The sequence below is a fragment of the Streptomyces sp. NPDC002232 genome (assembly GCF_042890295.1).
GTDB lineage: Bacteria > Actinomycetota > Actinomycetes > Streptomycetales > Streptomycetaceae > Streptomyces.
The window spans coordinates 229,046-250,621 of the sequence record NZ_JBIARV010000004.1; the positions used below are offsets into that span (position 1 = coordinate 229,046).

Consider the following 21,576-nt stretch of genomic DNA (forward strand, 5'->3'; position numbering starts at 1 on the left):
TGCCATCTGTCTCCGGTGGGGCGGTATCCGGCCATGCCGCGTTCACACGACGTTCGCCCCGGCCGCCCAGTCTCACGGCCATGAACAAGGCAACCCTCTCCGCGACCGCCCTCGTCTCCGCCCTCACCCTCGGCCTTCCCCTGGCGCCGACCGCCCTCGCGAGCCCCTCCGAGCGGGGTCTGTCGCGGGCCCACGAGCCGCACCGATCCGGCCACTCCATCCCGTTCACCGAAGCCACCGTGACCGCCGGATCCGACGGTTCGTACACCCTCAGCTGGAAGGCGGAGGGCGTGCGCCGCGTCGAGATCCGCGCCCACGGCAAGGTCGTCGCCCGGGGCGGCGCCACCGGCCGGGCCGTGGTCACCGGCCTGCCCGCCGCCGACCGCCAGTGGTTCCGCTTCGACGCCGACCGCGGCCGGGGCCTGGAGCTCGCCGACCGGCTCGTCCGGCTCTCCGGGACCGTCAACCTCCGCGACGCCGGCGGCTACCGCACCGAGGACGGCCGGTGGGTGAGGATGGGCGAGGTCTACCGCTCCGACGCCCTCGACCGCCTGACCCCCGAGGACCGGGCGAAGCTCCGGCGCCTGGGCGTGCGGACCGTCTTCGACCTGCGCATGGAGGACGAGCGCACCAAGGCGCCCGACCGGGTCCCCGCCGGAGCCGACTACGTCGTCGCCGACGTCTTCGCCGGATCCGGCGCCTTCCAGCAGCTCCCGCGGACCCCCGCCGAGGCCGAACGGATGATGGTCGACGCCGAGAAGTCCATGGTCAGCGGCGAGGGCGGCAAGAAGGCCTACCGCCAGGTCCTCGACGGCATCGCCGCGGACGACGCCCGCTCCGTGCTCTTCCACTGCACCGCCGGCAAGGACCGCACCGGCTGGGCCGGCGCCGCCCTGCTGACGGCGCTCGGCGTGCCGCGCGAGACCGTCATGGCCGACTACCTCGCCAGCAACACCTACCGCAAGGCCGCCAACGACGCCGTGCTCGGCCAGCTCCCGCCCGCACAGGCCGCCGTCTACAAGCCGCTCCTCGACGTCCGCCCCGAGTACCTCAACTCCGGCTACGACGAGGTCGGGACGGCGTACGGCTCCTTCGACCGGTACCTGAAGGACGCCCTCGGCATCGACCACCGCGAGCTGAAGCGCCTCCGGGAGGACCTCCTCGTCGGCTGAGGGCCCGGCACCGGCGGCGCCGCCCGACCGGGCCGCTCGCCCGCGGCGGGGGAGCGGCCTCCCACGTGGCTGGCCGCCGGGGGCGCGGCGATAGTCTTCGTGCGGCCCGGGAGCCGCAGAGGGAAGAAGGGGCGCATCACCGTGCAGCAGACCGTGAAGCCCGTCGGAAGCGGGGGTTCGCCCCGGCCCACCCCCCTCGCGGGGCGGACACCGGACACCCCCCTCGCGGGGCGGACACCGGACACCCCGGGAGCCGGGGCGCCCGCCCCGGCGGGAGAGCGAGCGCGCGCATGGTGACCCGTACGCCCCCGCACCCGCCGGCGCACGGCGCCGTGACCTGCCTCCGGCCCGTGCCGGGGGCCACGCTGCGCCTGTTCCTCTTCCACCACGCCGGCGGCTCGCACCTCCTCTACCGGGGCTGGGAGCAGTTGTTCCCGGCCGACTGGGAGGTGTGTGTGCTCGACGCCCCCGGACGGGGCCGCCTGAGCGGCGTCCCCCTGATCGACAACGTCGAGGACCTGGTCACGTACTTCGCCCGGGAGCTCCTGCCCTGGACGGACCGCCCCTTCGCCTTCTTCGGGCACAGCATGGGCTCCCTCGTCGCGTACGAACTGACCCGGCGTCTGACGGCCGAGGGACGCACCCCGCCCGTCTGGCTGGGCGTCTCCGCGTGCGGGGCCGCGCCGCGGTCCGCCCCGGACACGACGGCGCCCCGGGCCCGCCACCTGCTCACCGACGAGAAGCTGCGGGACTGGCTCCGGTCGGTGGGCGGCACACCCGCCGCCGTGCTGGACGACGAGGACGCCTGGAGCCACTTCGGCCCCACCTTCCGCAACGACTTCGCGCTCGTCGACACCTGGCGGCCGAGGGCGGACGCCGCACCGCTGCGCGTCCCCGTCTCGGCCTTCGGCGGCGCCGACGACCCCGTGGTCGGGTGGGAGCGCCTGGCGGCCTGGGAGGGTCGCACGGAACGCTTCCTGGGCGTCGACATGCTCGACGGCGGCCACTTCTACCTCGTACGGCACCGGACCCGGCTCGCCGGGCGCATCACCGCCGCGGTGGCCGCGGCCCGCCTGCCCGCGCCGGAGCCCCGCCCCTGACGGCACGCCCGCCCGCCGCCCGACCTCGTCCCCGGGGGCCGACGGGAAGGTGACGACCCGTCGCCAGGGGCCCCGAAGGGCGCGGTTCACCTGTTCAGGGACTGTGCCGGGGCGCCCGTAGCTGGCTCCATGGGAGGGGCGTCCCTCCGGGGCGCACCCCCAGGGTGGCTCCGATGACGAGGTGATCAGCGTTGGCGACCGACCGGTACGGCCATGACGTGTACGACGGCACGGCGGAGGCGGCCGCGCACCTGGACCGCGCGGTGGAGGCACTCCTCTTCTTCCGTCCCGAGGTGACCGAAGCCGTCGACGACCTGATCGCGGCCGCTCCCACCGCCCCGCTCGCCCACGCCTTCGCCGCCTACCTGGGCGTCCTCGGCACGGAGCCGACGGCCGCCGCCGAGGCGCGCGGCCGCTTCGACGCCTTCGTCTCCGGTCTCGACCCCACCGCTCTGCCCCTGCGGGAGCGCCTGCACACGGCCGCCGCCGGAAGCCTGCTCGCGGGCGACCTGCGGCGCGGGAGCGCCCTCCTGGAGGAGCTGATCGTGGCCCGCCCGAGGGACCCGCTCGCACTCTTCGTCGGACACCAGCTCGACTTCCTCACCGGCGACGCGCTCCGGCTGCGGGACAGGGTCGGCGGCGCCCTGTCCGCCTGGGACGAGGACGACCCCCACCTCGGTCCGATCCTCGGCATGTACGCCTTCGGCCTGGAGGAGTCCGGGCACTACGCCCACGCCCGGGACACCGGAGCGGCCGCGGTCGAGCGCAACCGCCACGACGTGTGGGCGATCCACGCCGTCGCCCACACCTACGAGATGCAGGGCCGCTTCGCCGACGGCATCGCCTATCTCGACGCGCGCGCCGACGACTGGTCGGACGGCACCTTCCTGACCGTCCACACCTGGTGGCACTACGCCCTCTACGCGCTGGAGGCGGGCCGCACCGACACGGCGCTCGGCATCTACGACGCGGCCCTGCACCACGAGGACTCCAGGGGCGTGGCCATGGAACTCCTCGACGCGGCGGCCATGCTGTGGCGGTTCCATCTCGCGCGCTCCGAGCAGACCCGCCGCTGGGAGGCGCTCGCGGACGCCTGGGCGGCACGCGAGGACCCCCCGTTCTACGCCTTCAACGACGTGCACGCGGTCATGGCGTACGTCGGTGCCGGCCGGACCGGTCAGGCCCTCCGGCTGATCGCCGACCGACGGCGCTGGCTGGCGGAACCGGGCACGGGCGCGGTCACCAACCACGCGATGACCGCGGACGTGGGCCTGCCCGTGTGCGAGGCGCTCGTCGCCCACGCCGGGGGAGACCACACCACCGTCATGGAGCTCCTGTGGCCGCTGCGGCGACGGCTGCACGAGTTCGGCGGCAGCCACGCCCAGCGCGACGCGCTCCAGAAGACCCTCCTGGACGCGGCCCTGCGGTCCGGACGGCACGACGAGGCGCGGGTCCTGATCAGCGAGCGGACCGCGCTGCGCCCGGACAGTCCGTACAACTGGCTGAGCCGGGCCCGCCTCGCGGACTCCCTGGGGGACGCCGCGCGGGCCGCCGCCGCCCGCGACCGGGCGGGGCGTCTGGGCCGGAGCGGGGACCTCACCTCCGACCGGTTCTGAAGCCTCCCCCGGCACGCACAGGCCCGCGGGGGCCCCAATGATCACCGTACGTCGACCCCCGTGCACCGGAGCGTGGCCGTTCGGCCCCGCCGCCCGAACGCTTTCCACGCCGTACCGGCAGGGAGCAGCCAAGCGGCCGGAAAAGGGTGCATGCTGGGCACCGACAACGGTCGAGTTCCTTCCGGGAGGTCGAAAGAGTGAACGGCGGCGAGGGGAAGCGGCGCCTGACCGTCCGCGCTTCGACCGGAAAGGGCGCCGCGGTGCGCCGCTCGCCCGGTGCCCGCGGACGCCGCGCCCGGAACGGCGGCGAGGTCCCCCTCGACCGGCTCACCACCCGGGGCCGGCTCGCCTGGCTGAACGCGGCGGGAGCCGGCATCGGCACCACCCTCGACCTGGAGCGCACCGCGCGGGAACTGGCCGAGTTCACCGTGCCCCGCTTCGCCGACGGCGCCGCCGTCGACATCCTGGAGAGCGTCCTGAGGGGCGACGAGGGCTCACGCTGGACCGGCGCGGGCGCCCCGCTGATGCGGGCCACCGCCCTGTGCGCCGTCGAGTCCCTCGCCTCCCTGGAGCCCACCCCCGTCGGCGAGACGACCTCGGCCCGCGCCGAGGAGGCCCACGAGACGCTGCTCCACCGCTACTGCCTGCGCCAGGGCAAGCCGGTCCTGGTGAGCCGCATGCGCCACGAGGACTTCCTCAAGGTCGCGCCGACCGAGCGGGCGGCGGCGAAGATGCGCGCCGCCGGAGTCCACAGCTACCTCGCCGTGCCCCTCATCGCCCGGGGACTGCTCCTCGGCAGCGCGGACTTCGTCCGCGGCCGGGGCTCACCGCCGTTCTCCTCCACCGACCTCGCCCTCGCCGAGCAGCTGGCGTCCCGGGCCGCCGTCTACATCGACAACGCCCGGCTGTACGGGCGCGAGCGCGAGCACGTCGTCTCCCTCCAGCGGGCCCTGCTGCCGCGCGCCACCCCCGTGACGCCGGGCCTGCGCGTGCGGGCCGAGTACGCTCCCTCCGCGGCCCACCACGGCGTGGGCGGGGACTGGTACGACGTCATGGCGCTGCCCGGCGGACGCACGGCCCTCATGGTCGGCGACGTCATGGGCCACGGGCTGCCCGCCGCCGCCACCATGGGGCGGCTCCGGGCGGTGGCCCGCACCCTGATGACCCTCGACATGGCCCCGGAGCGCGTCCTGGCCCGGCTCGACCTCGCCACCCGCGACCTGGAGGACGAGCAGGTCGCCACGTTCCTGTGCGCCGTGTACGACCCCGCCGACGCCACGTACACGCTGGCCAGCGCCGGGCACCTGCCGCCGCTGCTCCTGGACGGCCGGGGCTCCGCCGAGTTCGTGGACGTGCCCGTCGGCGCGCCGCTCGGCGCGGGCGTGATCCCGTACGACCCGGTCCGGCTGAAGGTGCCGCAGGACGGCAGCCTGGTCATGTACACGGACGGGCTCATCAAGTCCCGGCAGGAGGACGTCGAGCACCAGCTGGACCGTCTGTGCTCCGCCGCGCGCGGTCTCGCGCCCGGTGCGCTCGAAGGCAGTGGCCTGATCGACTGCGCGCCCGCCGGCGCGGCCCGGTTCGACGAGGCCGTGCTCCTCGTCGCGACGACGGGCTCGGAGGACACCGGCGACCTGCGGGAGTGGGAGCTGCCGAGGGAGGGCAGGGCGGCCTCCGTCGCCCGGCACCTGGTCACGGAGCAGCTCGCCGCCTGGGAGCTCACGGAGCTCGCCGACGTCTTCGAACTCGTCGTCTCGGAGCTCGTCGGCAACGCCCTGCGCTACGGCAACGGCCCGGGGACCATCCGGCTGCTGCGCGGCGACCGCCTGGTCGTGGAGGTCTCGGACACGGGCCCCGACCTGCCCCAGATCCAGCACGCGGACCTCAGCGACGAGGGCGGCCGGGGCCTCCAGCTCATCAACATGCTGTGCCGCCGGTGGGGCTTCTGCCGCACCGTGACCGGCAAGGTGGTGTGGGCGGAGCAGGACCTGCCTTCCTGAGGGCGGTCCCGCGCCTACGGGTCCCGGGGCAGGCGTCCGGGGGTGGTCTTGGCCCCGGCGGCCGCCGAGTGCAGCACCCGCAGGGCGACCAGGAGCACGCCGATGTCGTCCAGGTAGACCGGGTCCGGGATGAGGTCGACCGGCGAGATCGTGTAGACCACGGCCGCCCAGAAGAGCGCCTTGGACTGCAGGGGGACACCGGCGTCGAGCAGCAGCCGCCGGGCCCGGAAGACGCGGACGAGCAGCACGGCCGCGTATCCCGCCGCCACGAGTGCGAGAACCACGGCCACGATGAGCCAGACGGATCCGTCCATGCCGCTCTCCTGCCCGCTGTCGCCGATTCCACGCAGCGGTCGTGCGACCGCGGCGCCCACCAGGCTACGGCTCCGCACGCGCGCAGGGCGTCACCCGCGCTCCGACGGGCCCCCGGGCCTGGGCGGAGCAGCGGGGGAGTCCGGGCGCGCTCGGAGATGGGCGTCCAGGAGATGCCGGACCTCGGAGCCCGTCAGGGGCCCCGCCGCGCGCGCCACCGCCTCGCCGTCCACCAGCAGGACGCAGGTCGGCGCGCCGGTGACCTCGTACCGCCCGGTGGCCGAGGGGCAGCGCGTGATGTCGGTGCGGACGGCCGTCAGACGGCCCGCGTAGGCGTCGGCGACCTCGCCGATCACGAGGTCCATCGCCCGGCAGGCCTCGATCGCCTTGGGCCACGTGCCGGTGAAGTACGCGAGGACCGGGACCGTGCTCATCCCGAGGATGAAATCGAACTCCGCGTCCTCGCGGGGCTGGTGCATCCGCTTCGCCATGCAGGCTCCTGACCTCGCGTTCCGTCGTTGCGGCCCCATCATCCCCCGCGCGGACCGCTGCCGGAGGCGTCGGGCGGCCCGGGCCCGGCACGGCCCGGGCCGCCCGGGGGTCAGTGCTCGCAGAGGGAGAACTCGCGCTCGTAGAGCTGCTCATTGTGCTCGTCGACGAAGAACTTGCGCTCCCGCATGAGTTCCTCGCGGAAGTGACCGGCCTGTTCCAGCGTCATGGTCGAGGTCGTGGCCCACGGCTGCTGCGGGGGCACGTCGGACGTGGAGACGATGCGCTCCGACGGATCGACGAGGAAGAACGCGAGGATCTTGCGGTGCCCCGGGCGGCCGGGGTCCGCCAGCCGGAACGGGCCGACGCGGTGCTGGAGCACGTTCGGGAAGGCCAGGCAGCGGCCCGCCGGCGTCGACGCCGATCCGAGCACCTGGTTCAGCGCGTCCTGGTCCTCCAGACCGTAGACCTCCCGCAGACCCTCGTCGTCGTTCTGCTCGTAGTGCGGGTCGTCGAGTGCCGCCCGGAAGCTCAGCCGGCTCTCGGTGATGTTCTCGCTGTCCCAGTAGTAGATGCCGGTCGAGACGATCCGCTCGTTCAGCATGCCCTCGACGTGCCAGGAACCGCCCGCGTACTCGGGGTTCTCCGGAGTCAGATGGATCGTGGCGAGCTTGACGACGACCTGGACGCCCCGGCCGCTCAGGTCGACCCGTTCGGCATCGGCGGGCCTCGGGTGCGGGATGTACGCCGGGGCGTCCGGGACGACCGGGGTGCGGGTCTCCCACCACTGCTCGTGCGCGTCGCCCCACGCGTCGACGGCATCCGAGAAGGCGCCCGCGTCGGCGTAGTCGGACCGGGCGGGGTACCGCGGCTTCGAGTCGTACCACCCGAACGGATCCGCCTCGATCCGGGACGGCCGGGGATGCCGCAGGTCCGTGAGCACGTTCTCGAACAGCGGAAGGAGCCGCGCGAACAGCTCCGGCAGCACGGCGTCCAGCTCGCGATGCCGCTCGGGGTGGACGTTGTTGACGTACGAACGGAACGCGACAGCGCCCTCGTCACTGATGTCGACATCGGTGGGCAGCCACTGGAACCGCTCCGAGAACTCGTGCTTCGAGTAGAAGTTCGTCGGGTTCTCCCAGGCCCGCTCGGGCCCGCCGCTCACCTCCCTCACCAGGCAGAACAGCGAGGGGTGCACCAGGTCCAGCACCTGGCCGCCGGAGCCCGGGTGCCAGTCCCGCTCCGCTTCGGGGACCTCCTCCAGGACCCGGACCGCCTCGCGCAGCCGCGACCTGAGCCCCTCGTCCACGAGGGTGTCCGACTGCCACACCCCGTCGACGGCGGACACCTCCGCGCCGGTCCGCCCGTCCCGCAGCGCCGCGTAGTGCGCCAGCTCGGCGAGCACGTACCGCACCTGCGCCTCGGTGAGCCCCTGGGCGACGGCCTCCTCCGTCCACCGGGCGACGATGTCGGCGTCGTGCATCTTGTCGGACCACCCGGACTTCTCCCGCACGCGCGCGCTGCACGCGATCATCTCGAGTTCGCGCAGCGTCCGGGGTGCCGCGTAGGGGAGGGAACGGGAAGCTTGGAAGGGCAGCGGAAAGGCAGACAGGCCGGTCAATTCTCTTGGTCCTCCGAGTCGGTGTGCGGTGGCGGGAACGATACGTCAGCGCACTGACACGGAAGGAGCATCACCCGGGCCGTCCGGGGCATACGCAGGACCCGCGGACTCCACGGAGCCCGCGGCACGGAACTTGCCCGGGGTCGTACAGGAGCGGCGATGCGCACCGTAGGAGTCGAAGAGGAACTGCTGCTGGTCAGCGCCACGACGGGCGAGCCGCTCGCGGTGTCGTCCGCGGTGCTCGCCGCCGCGGCGGCGGCCGGTGGAGAGGACGCGGACGGCGTCTTCGAGAAGGAGCTGCACCAGGAACAGGTGGAATTCGCGACCCGGCCCCTCAGCGACATGGGCGAACTGCGCGAGGAGATCGTCCGCTGGCGCGGCGAGGCCGCCCGGCACGCCAAGGACGCGGGCGCCCGGGTCGCGGCCCTGGCGACCTCGCCGCTGCCGGTGGAGCCTTCGCGCAACTTCGGCCGCCGCTACCGCTGGATGGCGGAGCAGTTCGCCCTCACCACGCAGGAGCAGCTCACCTGCGGGTGCCACGTGCACGTCTCCGTGGAGTCCGACGACGAAGGGGTCGCGGTCCTGGACCGGATCCGGCCCTGGCTCCCGCTCCTGAACGCGATCAGCGGCAACTCGCCGTTCTGGGACGGTCAGGACAGCGGGTACAGCAGCTACCGCAGCCGGGTCTGGAACCGGCTGCCCTCGGCCGGGCCGTACGAGCCCTTCGGCAGTGCCGAGGCCTACCACGCGCGGGTGCGCGACATGCTGACGACGGGGGTGCTGCGGGACCCGGGCATGATCTACTTCGACGCCCGGCTCTCCCACAGCTATCCCACCGTGGAGATCCGCGTCGCCGACGTGTGCCTGGAGCCGGACACCACCGTGCTGGTGGCGACGCTGGCCCGGGGCCTCGTGGAGACCGCGGCCCGCGCCTGGCGCGCCGGTGAGCCGCCCGCCCGGATCCCTGCGGGGCTGCTGCGGCTCGCCTCCTGGCGCGCCGCGCGCTCCGGGCTCCAGGGGCCGCTCCTCGACCCCCGCTCGATGTGCGAGACACCCGCCGAGGCCGCCCTGGACGCCCTCCTGGAGCACACGGACGCGGCGCTCGACGCCACCGGCGACCGCGACCGGGCCCGTCGCACCCTGTCCGCGCTCACCGCGCGGGGCGGCGGCGCGGCGCGTCAGCGGGACCTGTACCGCGAGGGCCGCGATCTGGCCGAGGTCGTGCGGGAGTGCGTACGGATCACGGTCGGCGACGACGCGTGACGGCACGGGGCGGCGGGTGGGCGGGCCGCCCCGTGGGATCTTCCTCCACGGGCCCGTGCCGCCACCGGTCGTGCGCCGCCACCGCTCAGGCTGAGCTACCGGTCGTACGCCACCGCCCACGCCTCCCCTACCGGTCCAGCAGCTCCCGGGCCGCGCGGGCGATGTGGGCGCGGGAGATGCCCGCCTCGTCGAGCAGCTCCTCCGTCGTGCCGGACCCCGGCAGTCCGGTGACCGCGAGGTGGGCGAAGGCCGGACGGTGACCGCCCGGGGCGAGCGCGGACAGCACGGCCTCTCCGATGCCGCCCTCGGGGTGGTGGTCCTCCACGACGACGAGGGCGCCCGTCTCCCGCGCGGCCCGGACGAGGGTGTCGGTGTCGACCGGCTTGACGGAGTAGAGGTCGACGACGCGGGCCCGGACGCCGTCGGCGGCCAGCTCCTCGGCCGCGGCGAGGCACTCGTGGAGCGTCACGCCCGCGCCCACGAGGGTCACCGCGTCGTCCTCGCTCCGGCGCGGGGTCTTGGAACCGCCCACCGGGAAGGTCTCGCCGGACGCGTACAGCACCGGATACGCGCCGCGCGTGGTGCGCAGGTACGAGATGCCGTCGAGGTCGGCCATGGCGGCCGTCAGGGCCGCCGCGGAGGTGGCGTCGGAGGGGTAGAGCACGGTGGAGCCGAGGACGGCGCGCATCATGGCCAGGTCCTCGACGCCCATCTGAGAGGGCCCGTCGGCACCGATCTCGACGCCGGCGTGCGTGCCGCACAGGGAGAGCGTGACCTGCGAGACGGCGGCCATCCGGATGAAGTCGTGCGCGCGCGTGAGGAACGCGGCGAAGGTCGTGGCGTACGGGCGGAAGCCGCGTACGGCCATGCCGACGGCCTCGGCGACCATCTGCTGTTCGGCGATGTACGTCTGGAAGAACCGTTCCGGGTGGGCCTTCCGGAAGTCCTCGCTGTGCGTGGAGTTCCCGACCTCGGCGTCCAGCGCGACCACCTCGGGGCGGGCGCCGAGCGCGGTGAGGGCGGCACCGAACGCGACGCGGGTCGCGACCTCGTCCCCGACCTCGTAGCGCGGCAGCTCCACCGGGCCCGCCGCGCCGTCGCCGGGGCGGGCGCCCGTGCCGTCGGCCGCCGGCGGCACCGGACCGCGCACGGCGAGGCGGCGGACACCGCCGAGCTCGGCGACGGCCCGCTCGGCCATGTCCTCCGGCAGGGGCTTGCCGTGCCAGCCGTTCTTGTCGGCGACCTCGGAGACGCCTTGGCCCTTGACCGTCCGGGCGACGATCACCGTGGGTCCCGTTCCGTCCGCGGCCACGGTCAGGGCCCGGTCGATCTGGGCCAGGTCGTGCCCGTCGACCACGAGCGCCCGGCAGCCGAAGGCCTCGACGCGGCGGGCGTACGCGGCGGTGTCCCACTCCAGCTCGGTGGGGCCGCTCTGGCCGAGGCGGTTGACGTCGACGAGGGCGACGAAGTTGGCCAGCCGGTGCTGCCCGGCCTTGTCCAGGGCCTCCCACACGGAGCCCTCGGCCATCTCGCTGTCGCCGCACAGCACCCACACGCGGTACGGCAGCCGCTCCAGGTCGCGGCCGGCGAGCGCGATGCCGACCCCGTACGCGATGCCCTGGCCGAGGGAGCCGGTCGCCAGGTCCACCCAGGGCAGGACCGGGGTCGGATGCCCCTGAAGACGGTGGCCCGAGCGGCGGTACGTGGTCATCAGCTCGTCGTCGCCGATCGCGCCGGCGGCCTTGAACATCGCGTACAGCAGGGGCGACGCGTGGCCCTTCGAGAAGATCAGGTGGTCACCGGCCGGGTTGTCCGGAGCCGCCCAGTCGTAGCGGAGGTGCCGGGTCATCAGGACCGCCATCAGATCGGCCGCGGACAGGCTGGAGGTGGGATGGCCGGAGCCCGCGGACGTGCTGGCGCGCACCGAGTCGACCCGGAGCTGCTGCGCGAGCTCGAAGACCTCGGAGAGGTCGCTGTCGGGGCCGAGCGGGGCGGTCGGGGGAGCCGTGGTCATGGGGAGGGTCCTTTCCTGCGGAGCGGCCGGGCGCGGGAACGGTCCCGCCACCGGGGTCAGGGGTTCCCGGCCGGGCGCGGTCGATCACGCCCGGCGCGCGGCTTGGGCCGCTCGGGTGCGACGTCCTTCCCCCGGGCGTCTGCTCGGGGCCCCGCCGGGTATGCCTCCCCCGTTGCCCTCACCCTCGTCCCGTGCTTCCTCGCCGCACCGCGATGAGTTCCGGGCCCGCCACCGGTCCACCCTTCAGACCCGTCGTCCCGGAGGAGCAGCAGATGACATCCACCACCGATCTCGACCTCGGCCCCCAGACGCTCGTCGTGGCGCGTCTCGCGGCGGGCGTTCCGGAGGACCGGCTCGCCGACCGGACGCCCTGCCCGGAGTACGCCGTGACCGACCTGCTGGGACACCTGGCCGGCCTGTCCTTGGCCTTCCGCGACGCCGCCCGCAAGGACCTGGGCCCCAGCACCGCGGTCCCGCCCGGCAGCACCAGGCCGGTCCTGCCGGCCGACTGGCGCACGGAACTGCCCCGGCTGCTCGCGGAGCTGGCCGAGGCCTGGAAGAGCCCGGAGGCCTGGACCGGGTTCACCCGCGCGGGCGGGGTGGACCTGCCCGGTGAGGTCGCCGGGATCGTGGCCGCCGACGAGCTGGTCGTCCACGGCTGGGACCTGGCCCGGGCCACCGGCCAGGAGTACGTCCCCGACCCGGCCGCGCTTCGCGCTTCGCACGCGTTCCTGCTGGCCGCGGCCGAGGAGCAGGGAGACGGCGGCGGCCTCTTCGGCGCCGCGGTGCCCGTCCCGGACGGGGCTCCGCTGCTGGACCGTACGGTGGGCCTGAGCGGACGCGACCCGCACTGGAGCGCGCCGGGCATCCTGTGACGAAGGCCGTGCCCGGCCCCCGGTGACGCGGGCCGTGCCACGCCCTTGGTGACGAGGACCGTGCCCCTCCCCCCGGCCGTACGGCCCGGGGGAGGGGACCGTCAGCGTCCTCGGCCGCCCGGCTCGTCCGCGTCGCGCTCCGGATCCTCCGTCACGGGCAGGCACTCGGCGAGCAGGTCGACCACGTCCCGCCAGGCCCGCCGCGCGTGCCGGGGGTGATGGCCGACGCCGGGGACCGTGGGATGGTCGACCGGCGGGTGGTGGAAGGCGTGCAGGGCGCCGCCGTAGACCGTGAGGCGCCAGTCGATCCCCGCGTCCCGCATCTCGGCGATGAACGCGTCCCGCTGGTCCGGCGACATGATCGGGTCCTCCGAGCCGACCCCGGCCCACACCGGGCAGCGGATGTGCGCCGCCTCGCCCGGTCGGCCCGTGGTCAGCGCGTTGACCGTCCCGATCGCGCGCAGGTCGACGCCGTCGCGCCCGAGTTCCAGCGCGATCGCGCCGCCCGTGCCGTAGCCGACGGCGGCGATCCGGTCGGGGTCCGTCCGCGGCTCGGCGCGCAGCACGTCGAGCGCCGCGCGGCCGATGCCGCGCAGCCGCTCGGGATCGGCGAGCAGGGGCAGGCAGCGGGCCCGCATCTCCTCGGGGTCGGCCAGATAGCGACCGCCGTGCAGGTCGAAGGCGAGCGCCGTGTATCCCAGCTCGGCGAGGGCGTCGGCCCGGCGGCGCTCGACGTCGCTGAGCCCCGTGCCCTCGGGTCCGAGCAGCACCGCGGGCCGAGGGCCGCCCCCGGCCGGGAGCGCGAGGTGCCCGAACATCGTCAGACCGTCGGCCTGGTACTCGACCGTACGCGTCGTCGTGGTCGTCACGGTCGTCTTGGTCGTGAGGGTCGTCGTGGTCGTCATGGGACGGACAGTAGGGACCGGCGGGCCGGTCCGGCCGGTGTTCCGCCGCCGGCGGAACGAGGACAGGCTCTGAGTGGTGAAGGTGAGGGAGGAGTCGGGTCTGGTGGAGCGGCGGGGTGACGCGTCCGACCGGCGGGTCACGCTGACGAGCCTCGCTCTCCCCCGGCGGCGCGCGCCCGGGACCGGTTCGTAGGGCGGACCGGGAGGCGGCGGCCGTCCTCACCGGCAGCGGCGGGCGCGACCCCCGCGTCGACGGCCCGGGGCGCGTCACCCGCCCGTAGGCTCCCGGCGGGGTGCGCTCGCCCCGTGGCGGAGGCCGTCGAGCAGCAGGTCGAGGAGGCGGCCGGACCGGTCCCGCTGGGCCGGAGAGCTGGTGATCAGCCCGACCCCCGCGAGGCTGAGGCCCACGTCGAAGGGGTCGACGTCCGGGCGCAGGAGACCGGCCTCGGCTCCCGCGCGGAGCAGGGCGTCGATCGCCGCGCCGAGCCGGTCGAGGGTCTCCGCGAAGGGGTCGGCGCCCGAGGCGACCGCGGCCCTGAGGGCGTCCGCCATGCCCTGCTTGGCGGCCAGGTACGCGATGAACCGGTCCATCCACGCGCGCAGGGCCCGGTCCGGCGGGAGGTCGGCCAGCAGCTCGGCGGCGCTGTCGCAGACGCGGGCCAGCTCGTTGCGGTAGGCGGCCTCGACCAGCGCCTCGCGGGTGGGGAAGTGGCGGTAGAGCGTGGCGGACCCGACGCCCGCGGCCTTGGCGATCGTGTCGATCGGGACGTCCGCGCCCTGCTCGGCGAAGGCCCGTACGGCCGCTTCGAGGATGCGCTCCCGGTTGCGGCGGGCGTCGGCGCGCAAGACGCTCGGCTGGGTGGTCACGGCTGCTCCTCTCGTCGCGGACCAGTCTATCTGGACAACCGGGGAGTTCCCCGGTTAGCCTCCCGGGCAGTAAGTGGGGAGTTCCCCGGTTATCCGCCGGGCCCCCTCGGAAAGGCTTCACAAGGCCTCGTCAGGCGTCGCGAAGCCGCCACGCAAGGAGACCCCTTGATGACCAGCGAGAAGACCGTCCTGATCACCGGCACGTCCTCCGGGATCGGCCTGGCCGCAGCCGTCGCCGCCGCCCGGGAGGGGTGGCGGGTCGTCGCCACCATGCGCGACACCGGAAAGGCCGACGCCCTGCTGAAGGCCGCGGCGGAGCACGAGGTCACCGACCTGATCCAGGTCGAGCGCCTCGACGTCGTCGACCCCGCCGGCATCACCGCATGCCTGGACGCGGTGATCGCCGAACACGGCCGCCTCGACGCGCTGGTGAACAACGCGGGCGCCGCGCAGGTCGGCACCATCGAGCGGATGAGCCTCGACGACGTCCGGGCCGCCATGGAGGTCAACTTCTTCGGCGTCGTCGCCGTCACCCGCGCCGCCCTGCCCCACCTCCGGGAGTCCCGGGGCCGGGTGATCACCGTCACCAGCGTCGGCGGCGCGGTCGGGCAGCCCTTCAACGAGGCCTACTGCGCCGCCAAGTTCGCCGTCGAGGGCTTCATGCAGTCGCTCGACCCGGTCGCCGCCACCGTCGGCGTCGACGTCGTCGTGGTCGAACCGGGAGCGGTCGCCAGCGAGTTCGTCGCCAACATCGGCCTCGACGTCCCCGCCCTGATCGCCGACGCCGGACCGTACGCCCCGGCCCTCCAGGCGTACCTCGCCCGCACCCAGCGGTCCTTCGGCAACGCCCAGACGCCGAGGGAGGCGGCGGCCCCCATCATCGAGGCCCTGTCCGGGGACAGGCCCCCGTTCCGGGTCCAGACCTCCGCGTGGGCCCGCGAGTTCGTCGGCACCACCCTCGCCGACCTGGACGGTTCGTCCGTCCGGACGCTCACCGACGGCTGGCTCCGCTGACCGGCCCGGGAGCGGGACCGCGCACCGCCGCGCGCGGACACCTCCGGACGCCCGACGGCCCGGGCCCGGGCGGCCTCGGCCCGGGCGAGGTTCCCCGCTCCGGGCGCGGCGATGACTTTCCGGCGCGCGTCCGGTCGGTACGTTCCGAAGAGCCCGTCCCCACGAATCGGAATCGGAGCGCCGGAACGACATGAGCACGCACAGCGACCACGACAGCAGCACCCAGGACCCCGAGCGGCAGCCCCGGCTCGTGGAACGCGAACCCGAGACCACCGCCGTCGTGCACGGCGTCGTGTCCCCCGCGGAGGTGCGCGCCTTCTTCGACGAGGCCTTCGGGGCGCTCGGGCGGGTGCTGCGCGAGCAGCGGATCCCGCCGAGGAGCGCCGCCTTCGGCCTGCACCACGGCGCGCCGGGGGAGAAGTGGGACCTGGAGGTCGGGTTCGTCACGGGAAGCGAGGTGCGGGCCGAGGCCGGGGTCGTCCCCGGTGAGCTGCCCGGCGGGCGGGTCGCGCGGCTGACGCATCACGGCGGCTTCGAGGGCCTCGGGGAGTCCTGGGAGCGCCTCGGGTCCTGGATCCGGGAGCAGGGGCTGCGCGGCGGCGAGGACCGCTGGGAGGTGTACGTGACGCAGCCGACGCCGGACATGGACCCGCGGGACCTGCGGACCGAGCTCAACTGGCCGATCTCCGACTGACCCGGCCGCCCCGCGCGCACGGCGGGCCGGCCGCGTCCGCGCGGAGCTCAGCTCCCCGGGAGCCGTCCGGCCCCGCCGAGCCCCGGCGCCCCCCACACCGGGAACCACCGCTCCAGGTCGCTCTCCATCGCCAGGTCACCCGCCAGCAGGCCCCTGACCTGCACCTCAAGTGTGTTGTCGCGGCTCTCGGCGCGATCGGCGCGCGGCGCGAAGGGGTAGAACGTACCGCGCTTGTAGAGGTACACGAGCGCGAGGTCACGCGTCAGGTGCCCGTCGGCGTCCGGGCCGCGGAAGGCGGTCAGGGAGCAGAGCAGATGCGGCCCGAAGCCCGCCTCCTCCAGGAGCGTGTTGACCGCGTGCAGGTCGTTGACCAGCGTGATCAGATCCTCGGCGGGCCGCCGTACGGTGAACCAGGTGTAGCCGTACGCGTCCGAGGCGTACGTCACGGGGTACGCCTCCGAGGCCGCGCCCCGGTCCTCGCCGTCGCCGCCGCCCCGACCGCTCCCGGCGACCACCTCGACGTCGAGGAGGTCCCGCACGTCTCCCTTGAGCCGCGCGAAGGCACCGCCCTCGACCGCGGCGAAGCACACCGCCCCGGAACCGGCCGGGACGAAGCCCGTGCCCGCCTCAAGGGTGAGCGCCGCGGCCGGCAGCCCGAAGAGGCGGTCCAGATCGGGCCGGACCGGCCGGCTGCGCCCGAGAATGCTGTCGAGGAGCCCCACCGCCGTCACGCCCCGCCCAGCTGCGCCGAGATCCGGGTGAGCTGCTCGAGCCGCTGCTCCAGAGTGGGGTGGGTGGAGAGCAGCCGGCTCAGGCTCTCCTTGGACGAGAAGGCCGGCGCGAACCAGAAGGCGTTGTACGGCTCCGCCTTGCGCAGGTCGTTCGTCGGGATGCGCGCCATCTCGCCGCTCACCTTGGTGAGCGCGGAGGCCAGGGCCGACGGGCGGCCCGTCAGGAGCGCGGCGGCCCGGTCGGCGGCCAGTTCGCGGTAGCGGGACAGCACGCGGGTCAGCAGGAAGCTGACCACGTAGACGGCCGCGCTGACGACGGGGACGAGGATCACGGCGAGGCCCATGGTGCTGTCCCGGCTGCGCCCGAGACCGCTGTAGAGCGCGACCCGCGTCATCATCCCGGCGAGGACGCCGAGGAAGGACGCGATGGTCATCACCGCGACGTCCCGGTGCGCCACGTGCGACATCTCGTGCGCGAGGACGCCCTCCAGCTCCTCCGGCTCCAGACGCCGCAGCAGGCCCGTCGTGACGCAGACCAACGCGGTCTTCTCGCCGCGCCCGGTGGCGAAGGCGTTCGGCACGTCGCTCTGGGCGATCGCCACCTTCGGCTTCGGCATGTCGGCCAGCGCGCAGATCCGGTCCACCGTCCCGTGCAGCTCGGGCGCCTGCTCCCGGGTGACCTCGCGTGCCCCCATCCCCAGCGCGGCGATCCGGTCGCTGAACCAGAACTGCCCGACGAACAGAACGCCCGTGATCAGCAGGATGATCGGCCAGGACCCCCGCAGCAGCACCAGCAGGACGCCGACGAAGACCACGTACAGCAGACCGATCAGGAACATCGTCGTCGCCATGCGCGTCGCGAGACCCCGGTCGGGGGCGTAGCGCGAGCGCGACGAGGAACCGGTTCTGGGCATCCGCGCACCCTCTTCCACGTGCGGGCGGGACCGGCCGGACCCCGGTCGGGGCAAGCCTTCCGCCCCCTCCTGCCAGTGTGCTCCCCCGCGCGCCGGAACGGGCACGCGGCCGCCCCCTTCGAGAGCGCGCCCCGGGGGGTGCCTCAGGCCCCGCCGGACCCCGCATCCGGACGGGCGCGTCGGCCCCGCCGGGAGCGCCGGCGATGAGCGGGGTGGGCGGTGACGCGGTGCCCCGGGGCGATCACGCGGGGCCCGGGGCGGTCACGCGGGGCCCGGGCGTCACGCCTCCCGGGGCGGCAGGCCGATGACGTCCTCCGCCCGGAGATCGCGCAGGATCGCTCCCTCCCAGCGGACACCGGTCACATCGGTCCGGCCGAGCCGGGGCACGCCGGTGTTCACGCTCCCGAGGACGGCGCCGGTCAGGTCCGTCCCTCGCAGGTCGGCACCCCGTAGATCGCACCCGGCGAGGTGGACCTCGCGCAGCGAGGCCCCGCGCAGGTCCGCGCCCCGGAGATCACAGAGCTTGAACCGGGACCCGTCCAGGGTGGCGTGGCGGAGGTCCGCGCCCACGAACGAGCAGCGGGTGAACCGCAGCCACGACGTGCGCGTGGACACGAGGTCAAGACCGGCGAAGTCCTCGCGGTCCACCGCCGCGTAGCGGGGCAGCGCGACGAGCCGTCGTCTCGCGTTCGGTGGTGTCTCCATGGGGGCCAGCATGCCGGTCGGCGGCGTGGACGTCGCCCGGATTTCCGGGCTCGACCTCGCCGGGTGCCGGCGTCCGGCCCCCGCCGCTCAGTCGGCCGACCACCCGCAGGCGGTGGCGAGCGCGGTGGTGAACTCCTCCGCCAGTCCCGTGACGACGGGGAGGTCGAAGGCCAGCGCGTTGTACTGGAGCCAGCACCGCAGCCCGCCGTCCGGCTGCTCGACCACGGTCAGCTCGGGCACGCCGCGGTCCCCGCCCGGGAGCGGCCAGGGCACGGTGCTCCCGCGCGGCAGCTCCCACGGCTCGCAGGCCAGGCCGGGCAGCTGCGCGGGCGCGGCCCACGCCTCGTACCGCAGCCAGGCGGCGAACGGCACCGACGGGCTGAACTCGGCGAACGGGTAGAGCTGGTGGTCCAGTGCCTCGCCGTGGACCACCCGCAGCCGGTCCACCAGCTCGGCGAAACCGGGTCCCCCGCTCACGTCGACCCGCAGCAGCAGCGACTGGACGAAGCAGCCCACCGTCCGCTCGGCGTCCTGCCGGGGACGTCCGGGGACCGGGGTCATCACCACCAGGTCCGGACGCCCGCTGCGGTCCGCGAGGAGCGCCGTCCAGACCGAGGCCACGGCCAGGAACGGGGTGGCGCCCAGCTCGGCCGCCCGCGCCCGCACCGCCTCGGCCAGCGACGACGGGACCGTGAACTCGTGCCCCTGGGTCAGGACCTCGTCCACGGACCGGCGCCCGGAGAACCGCTCGACGGCCTCCGGAGCCCCGGCCAGCGCGGCCCCGAAGTGCGCCCGGGAGACCGGCCAGTGCCCGTTCGCCCACTCCACCAGCTCCCGGTAGTCCGGCCCCGTGCGGACGGGCGGTGCCGACCGGCCCCGCCGCAGCGCGGAGTAGAGGACGCCGAGGTCGGCGAGGAGCACACCGACCGACCAGCCGTCGGACACCATGTGGTGCGTCGCGACGAGCACCACGTGGTCCGTCTCCGACCGGCTGACCACCAGGAGTCGCGTCATCGGGTCGCGGGACAGATCGGTGAGGCGGTCGCGCTCGGCCAGCAGCAGCGCGTCCACCTCCGCGTCCGAGGCCCCCGGGGCCCGGGTCAGGGTGATCCGCACCCGGGGCTCCTCGTCCAGGACGGCCCGCACGACCCCGTCCGCCACCGTCTCGAACCGGGTGCGCAGCGCCGGATGGCGCCGCACGGCCTCGGTCAGCGCCCGGCCCAGGGTCTCCGGTTCGAGCCGGTCCACCACCCGGAACAGCGCCGTGACCGCACCGGCGTCCCTCCCCGGCGCCTCGGCCATCCAGCGGAAGAAGTTCTCCTGCTGCGAGGTGAGGGCGACGGCGTGCGGCTGCGCGCGCAGCGCCGCCAGGTAGGGCGTCACCGTGTCCGTACCGGCCGTCGCCCCGCCGTCCGCCGCCGGCCGTCGGTCGGGGTGGTCCACCCAGGCGGCCTGCGAGCGCAGCGAAGGCCGCTCGAAGACGACCCCCGTGCCCACCCGGATCCCGAACTCCTCGCCGATCCCGCGGGCGAGCTGGACCGCCCGGAACGAGTCGCCGCCCAGCGCGAAGAACTCGGCGGCGACATCGGTGACCGGCCGGCCGAGCAGCCGCCGCCAGAGCCCCGCCAGGCGCCGTTCCGTCGGGGTGGCAGGGGCGACCGGGGCGGCGGGCGCCTCGGGGGCGGTGTCGAACAGCGGACGGAGCCGGTGCTTCACCACCTTGCCGCTCGGATTCCTGGGCAGGTCGTCCGCGAGCAGGATCCGCACCGGCAGCTCGGGGCGGCTCAGCCGGGCGCTCAGGAACAGCCGCAGCTCGTCCGGGTCCAGACCGCCGGGCGCGGCCACCACGACCGCCACCGGGACGGCGCCCATCACGGGATGCGGCAGGCCGAGCGCGGCGGCGTCCGCGACCGAGGGGTGCGCGTGCAGCACCTCCTCGATCCGCAGCGTGGACACCTTCAGCGCGCCGCTCTTGATGACGTCGCTCTCCCGGTCGACCAGGTACAGGTACCCGTCCGGGTCGAGCCGTCCGACGTCGCCCATCCGCACCCAGCCGTCCCGGAACACTCCGGCGCCGCCGGGCCCGGCGCCGAGGTAGCCGCGGGGCGGCCCGGGCTGACGCAGCCAGACCTCGCCGACCTGCCCGGCCGGCAGTGGCTGTCCGTCCGCGTCGAGGATCCGGAGGTGTCGGGGGTCCGCCGGGCGGCCCACCGAGCCGGGGCGGCGCGCGTCGACCACGGTGGAGATCTGCGCGGGGGAGGCCTCGGCCGAGGTGTACGTGTTGACCAGCGTGGCGCCCGGCAGCGCTCCGGCCAGCGCGGCGGCGACCGGCACGGGCAGGGCCGCGGCCGAGGAGTTGACCAGGCGCAGACTCCCGAGGTCGTACCGCCCGGCGGTGCCCGCGTTGACCAGTTCGATCACCATCGAGGGCACCAGGAAGGCGGTGCCGACCCCGAACTCCTCGACGGCGGCGCCGAACCGGTCCGCGTCGAAGCGCGGCAGGCTGAGGGTGGTGGGCGTGGCGGTGAGCGCGTTCAGGAGCATCACCTGACCGGCGTTGGTCCCCAGGGGGAAGGCGTGCAGCGCATGCCGCGAGTGCGCGTACGCGCGGCGGCGCGGGTGCGTGGCAAGACCGGCGGTCAGGCTCCCGTGCGCGGCGACCACGCCTTTGGGGGCGCCGGTGGTGCCCGACGTGCCGATCACCTGGGCCGGGTCGTCCGGACCGACCCGGTGCGGCGGGCCGGCCGGCGTCTCCGGGCACGCGGCGAGCAGCGCGTCCAGACGCAGCTCCTGGAGCCCCGTCACGGAGGGCAGGCCGCCGTCCGTCAGGACCGTGCCCGCCTCGGCGAGCGCGGCCAGGGCGGCGGCGTCGCCCTCGGACAGGTCCTCGCGGACGGGGACGGGCACCCCGCCCGCGTACTGCACGGCGAGGAACCCCACGGCGTACCGCTCCCAGCGGGAGTTGGAGAACCGCAGCACCACCCGGTCGCGCGGCCCGACCCCGGCCGCCGCCAGACCGACGGAGGCGCGCAGCGCCTCCTCGCGCCACTGCCGGTAGGTGAGTTCCCCGCCGCCGACGACGTGCAGCGCCGTGCGGTCCGGGTGTTCGGTGGCCCGCGCGTCCAGGAGCTCCGGGACGGTCGTCGCTGCGGGCGGCACGGTGGTGGCGATGGCGTTCTCCGATGCGGTGCGGGGGGACGGATGTCGAGTACGTGCGTCGGCGTCGGTGTGACGGAAGAGCCCGGGGGACGGGAGGGGCGGGCAGGCCGGGCGGAACGGGCCCG

17 protein-coding genes and 1 pseudogene are annotated in these 21,576 nt (G+C 74.9%); 8 read left to right on the forward strand and 10 right to left on the reverse strand.

The genetic code is table 11. The features are described from left to right. The first annotated feature begins 80 nt into the window (after positions 1-80). From ACFYXU_RS19075 to ACFYXU_RS19090, 4 genes are all read left to right on the forward strand, one after another. Positions 81-1,172, forward strand: a complete 1,092-nt coding sequence (locus ACFYXU_RS19075; RefSeq protein ID WP_389458749.1) for a tyrosine-protein phosphatase — start codon at positions 81-83, stop codon at positions 1,170-1,172. A 290-nt stretch (positions 1,173-1,462) separates the two neighbouring features. Continuing rightward, the gene (locus ACFYXU_RS19080; RefSeq protein WP_389458751.1) at positions 1,463-2,272 is read left to right on the forward strand and encodes a thioesterase II family protein; all 810 of its coding nucleotides are present in this window, start codon (positions 1,463-1,465) and stop codon (positions 2,270-2,272) included. Positions 2,273-2,463: 191 nt separating this feature from the next. Beyond that, complete coding sequence (locus ACFYXU_RS19085; RefSeq protein WP_389458753.1) at positions 2,464-3,888, forward strand: tetratricopeptide repeat protein; 1,425 nt, start codon at positions 2,464-2,466, stop codon at positions 3,886-3,888. A 197-nt stretch (positions 3,889-4,085) separates the two neighbouring features. Next, on the forward strand, positions 4,086-5,888 hold the full coding sequence (locus ACFYXU_RS19090) for a SpoIIE family protein phosphatase (RefSeq protein WP_389458755.1): 1,803 nt from the start codon (positions 4,086-4,088) through the stop codon (positions 5,886-5,888). A gap of 14 nt (positions 5,889-5,902) precedes the next feature. On the opposite strand, the gene ACFYXU_RS19095 is transcribed toward ACFYXU_RS19090, so the two are convergent. The 3 genes and pseudogenes from ACFYXU_RS19095 to ACFYXU_RS19105 all read right to left on the reverse strand — a co-directional run bounded on the left by ACFYXU_RS19095 (position 5,903) and on the right by ACFYXU_RS19105 (position 8,310). Beyond that, entirely contained in the window at positions 5,903-6,202 is a 300-nt protein-coding gene (locus tag ACFYXU_RS19095; RefSeq protein WP_389406010.1) for a YkvA family protein, read from the reverse strand. A gap of 153 nt (positions 6,203-6,355) precedes the next feature. After that, a pseudogene (locus ACFYXU_RS19100) lies at positions 6,356-6,691 on the reverse strand (thioredoxin family protein); the annotation flags it as partial. A gap of 110 nt (positions 6,692-6,801) precedes the next feature. Continuing rightward, positions 6,802-8,310: a DUF4246 domain-containing protein gene (locus tag ACFYXU_RS19105; protein ID WP_389458757.1), complete on the reverse strand. Its 1,509-nt coding sequence runs from the start codon at positions 8,308-8,310 to the stop codon at positions 6,802-6,804. Between the two features lie 159 nt (positions 8,311-8,469). Between ACFYXU_RS19105 and ACFYXU_RS19110 the strand changes: the two genes are divergently transcribed. Next, positions 8,470-9,573, forward strand: a complete 1,104-nt coding sequence (locus ACFYXU_RS19110) for a glutamate--cysteine ligase (RefSeq protein ID WP_376512472.1) — start codon at positions 8,470-8,472, stop codon at positions 9,571-9,573. 127 nt (positions 9,574-9,700) lie between these two features. Here ACFYXU_RS19110 and ACFYXU_RS19115 read toward each other — a convergent pair whose 3' ends face one another. After that, positions 9,701-11,587, reverse strand: coding sequence for a transketolase (locus ACFYXU_RS19115; RefSeq protein ID WP_389406007.1), 1,887 nt, complete (start codon positions 11,585-11,587; stop codon positions 9,701-9,703). A gap of 272 nt (positions 11,588-11,859) precedes the next feature. Here ACFYXU_RS19115 and ACFYXU_RS19120 point away from each other — a divergent pair, with 272 nt between their 5' ends. Further along, positions 11,860-12,462, forward strand: a complete 603-nt coding sequence (locus ACFYXU_RS19120; protein ID WP_376512476.1) for a TIGR03086 family metal-binding protein — start codon at positions 11,860-11,862, stop codon at positions 12,460-12,462. Between the two features lie 101 nt (positions 12,463-12,563). Here the strand turns inward: ACFYXU_RS19120 and ACFYXU_RS19125 are convergent, their stop codons facing one another. Both ACFYXU_RS19125 and ACFYXU_RS19130 read right to left on the reverse strand, forming a co-directional pair. Continuing rightward, entirely contained in the window at positions 12,564-13,331 is a 768-nt protein-coding gene (locus ACFYXU_RS19125) for a dienelactone hydrolase family protein (protein WP_389459642.1), read from the reverse strand. Between the two features lie 303 nt (positions 13,332-13,634). After that, positions 13,635-14,234: a TetR/AcrR family transcriptional regulator gene (locus tag ACFYXU_RS19130; protein ID WP_376512478.1), complete on the reverse strand. Its 600-nt coding sequence runs from the start codon at positions 14,232-14,234 to the stop codon at positions 13,635-13,637. A gap of 168 nt (positions 14,235-14,402) precedes the next feature. On the opposite strand from ACFYXU_RS19130, the gene ACFYXU_RS19135 reads away from it, so the two are divergent. Both ACFYXU_RS19135 and ACFYXU_RS19140 read left to right on the forward strand, forming a co-directional pair. Then, a complete protein-coding gene (locus ACFYXU_RS19135; protein ID WP_376512479.1) occupies positions 14,403-15,248 on the forward strand; it encodes an SDR family NAD(P)-dependent oxidoreductase in 846 nt (281 codons plus the stop codon). A 190-nt stretch (positions 15,249-15,438) separates the two neighbouring features. Next, positions 15,439-15,942: a GyrI-like domain-containing protein gene (locus ACFYXU_RS19140; protein WP_389458760.1), complete on the forward strand. Its 504-nt coding sequence runs from the start codon at positions 15,439-15,441 to the stop codon at positions 15,940-15,942. A gap of 47 nt (positions 15,943-15,989) precedes the next feature. On the opposite strand, the gene ACFYXU_RS19145 is transcribed toward ACFYXU_RS19140, so the two are convergent. The 4 genes from ACFYXU_RS19145 to ACFYXU_RS19160 form a co-directional block, all read right to left on the reverse strand. Continuing rightward, a complete protein-coding gene (locus ACFYXU_RS19145; RefSeq protein WP_389459644.1) occupies positions 15,990-16,664 on the reverse strand; it encodes a hypothetical protein in 675 nt (224 codons plus the stop codon). 5 nt (positions 16,665-16,669) lie between these two features. Beyond that, on the reverse strand, positions 16,670-17,587 hold the full coding sequence (htpX, locus tag ACFYXU_RS19150) for a zinc metalloprotease HtpX (protein ID WP_376512483.1): 918 nt from the start codon (positions 17,585-17,587) through the stop codon (positions 16,670-16,672). Positions 17,588-17,866: 279 nt separating this feature from the next. After that, positions 17,867-18,292, reverse strand: coding sequence for a pentapeptide repeat-containing protein (locus ACFYXU_RS19155; protein ID WP_376512484.1), 426 nt, complete (start codon positions 18,290-18,292; stop codon positions 17,867-17,869). A gap of 87 nt (positions 18,293-18,379) precedes the next feature. Further along, the gene (locus tag ACFYXU_RS19160; protein ID WP_389458762.1) at positions 18,380-21,451 is read right to left on the reverse strand and encodes an AMP-binding protein; all 3,072 of its coding nucleotides are present in this window, start codon (positions 21,449-21,451) and stop codon (positions 18,380-18,382) included. Positions 21,452-21,576: the final 125 nt, after the last annotated feature.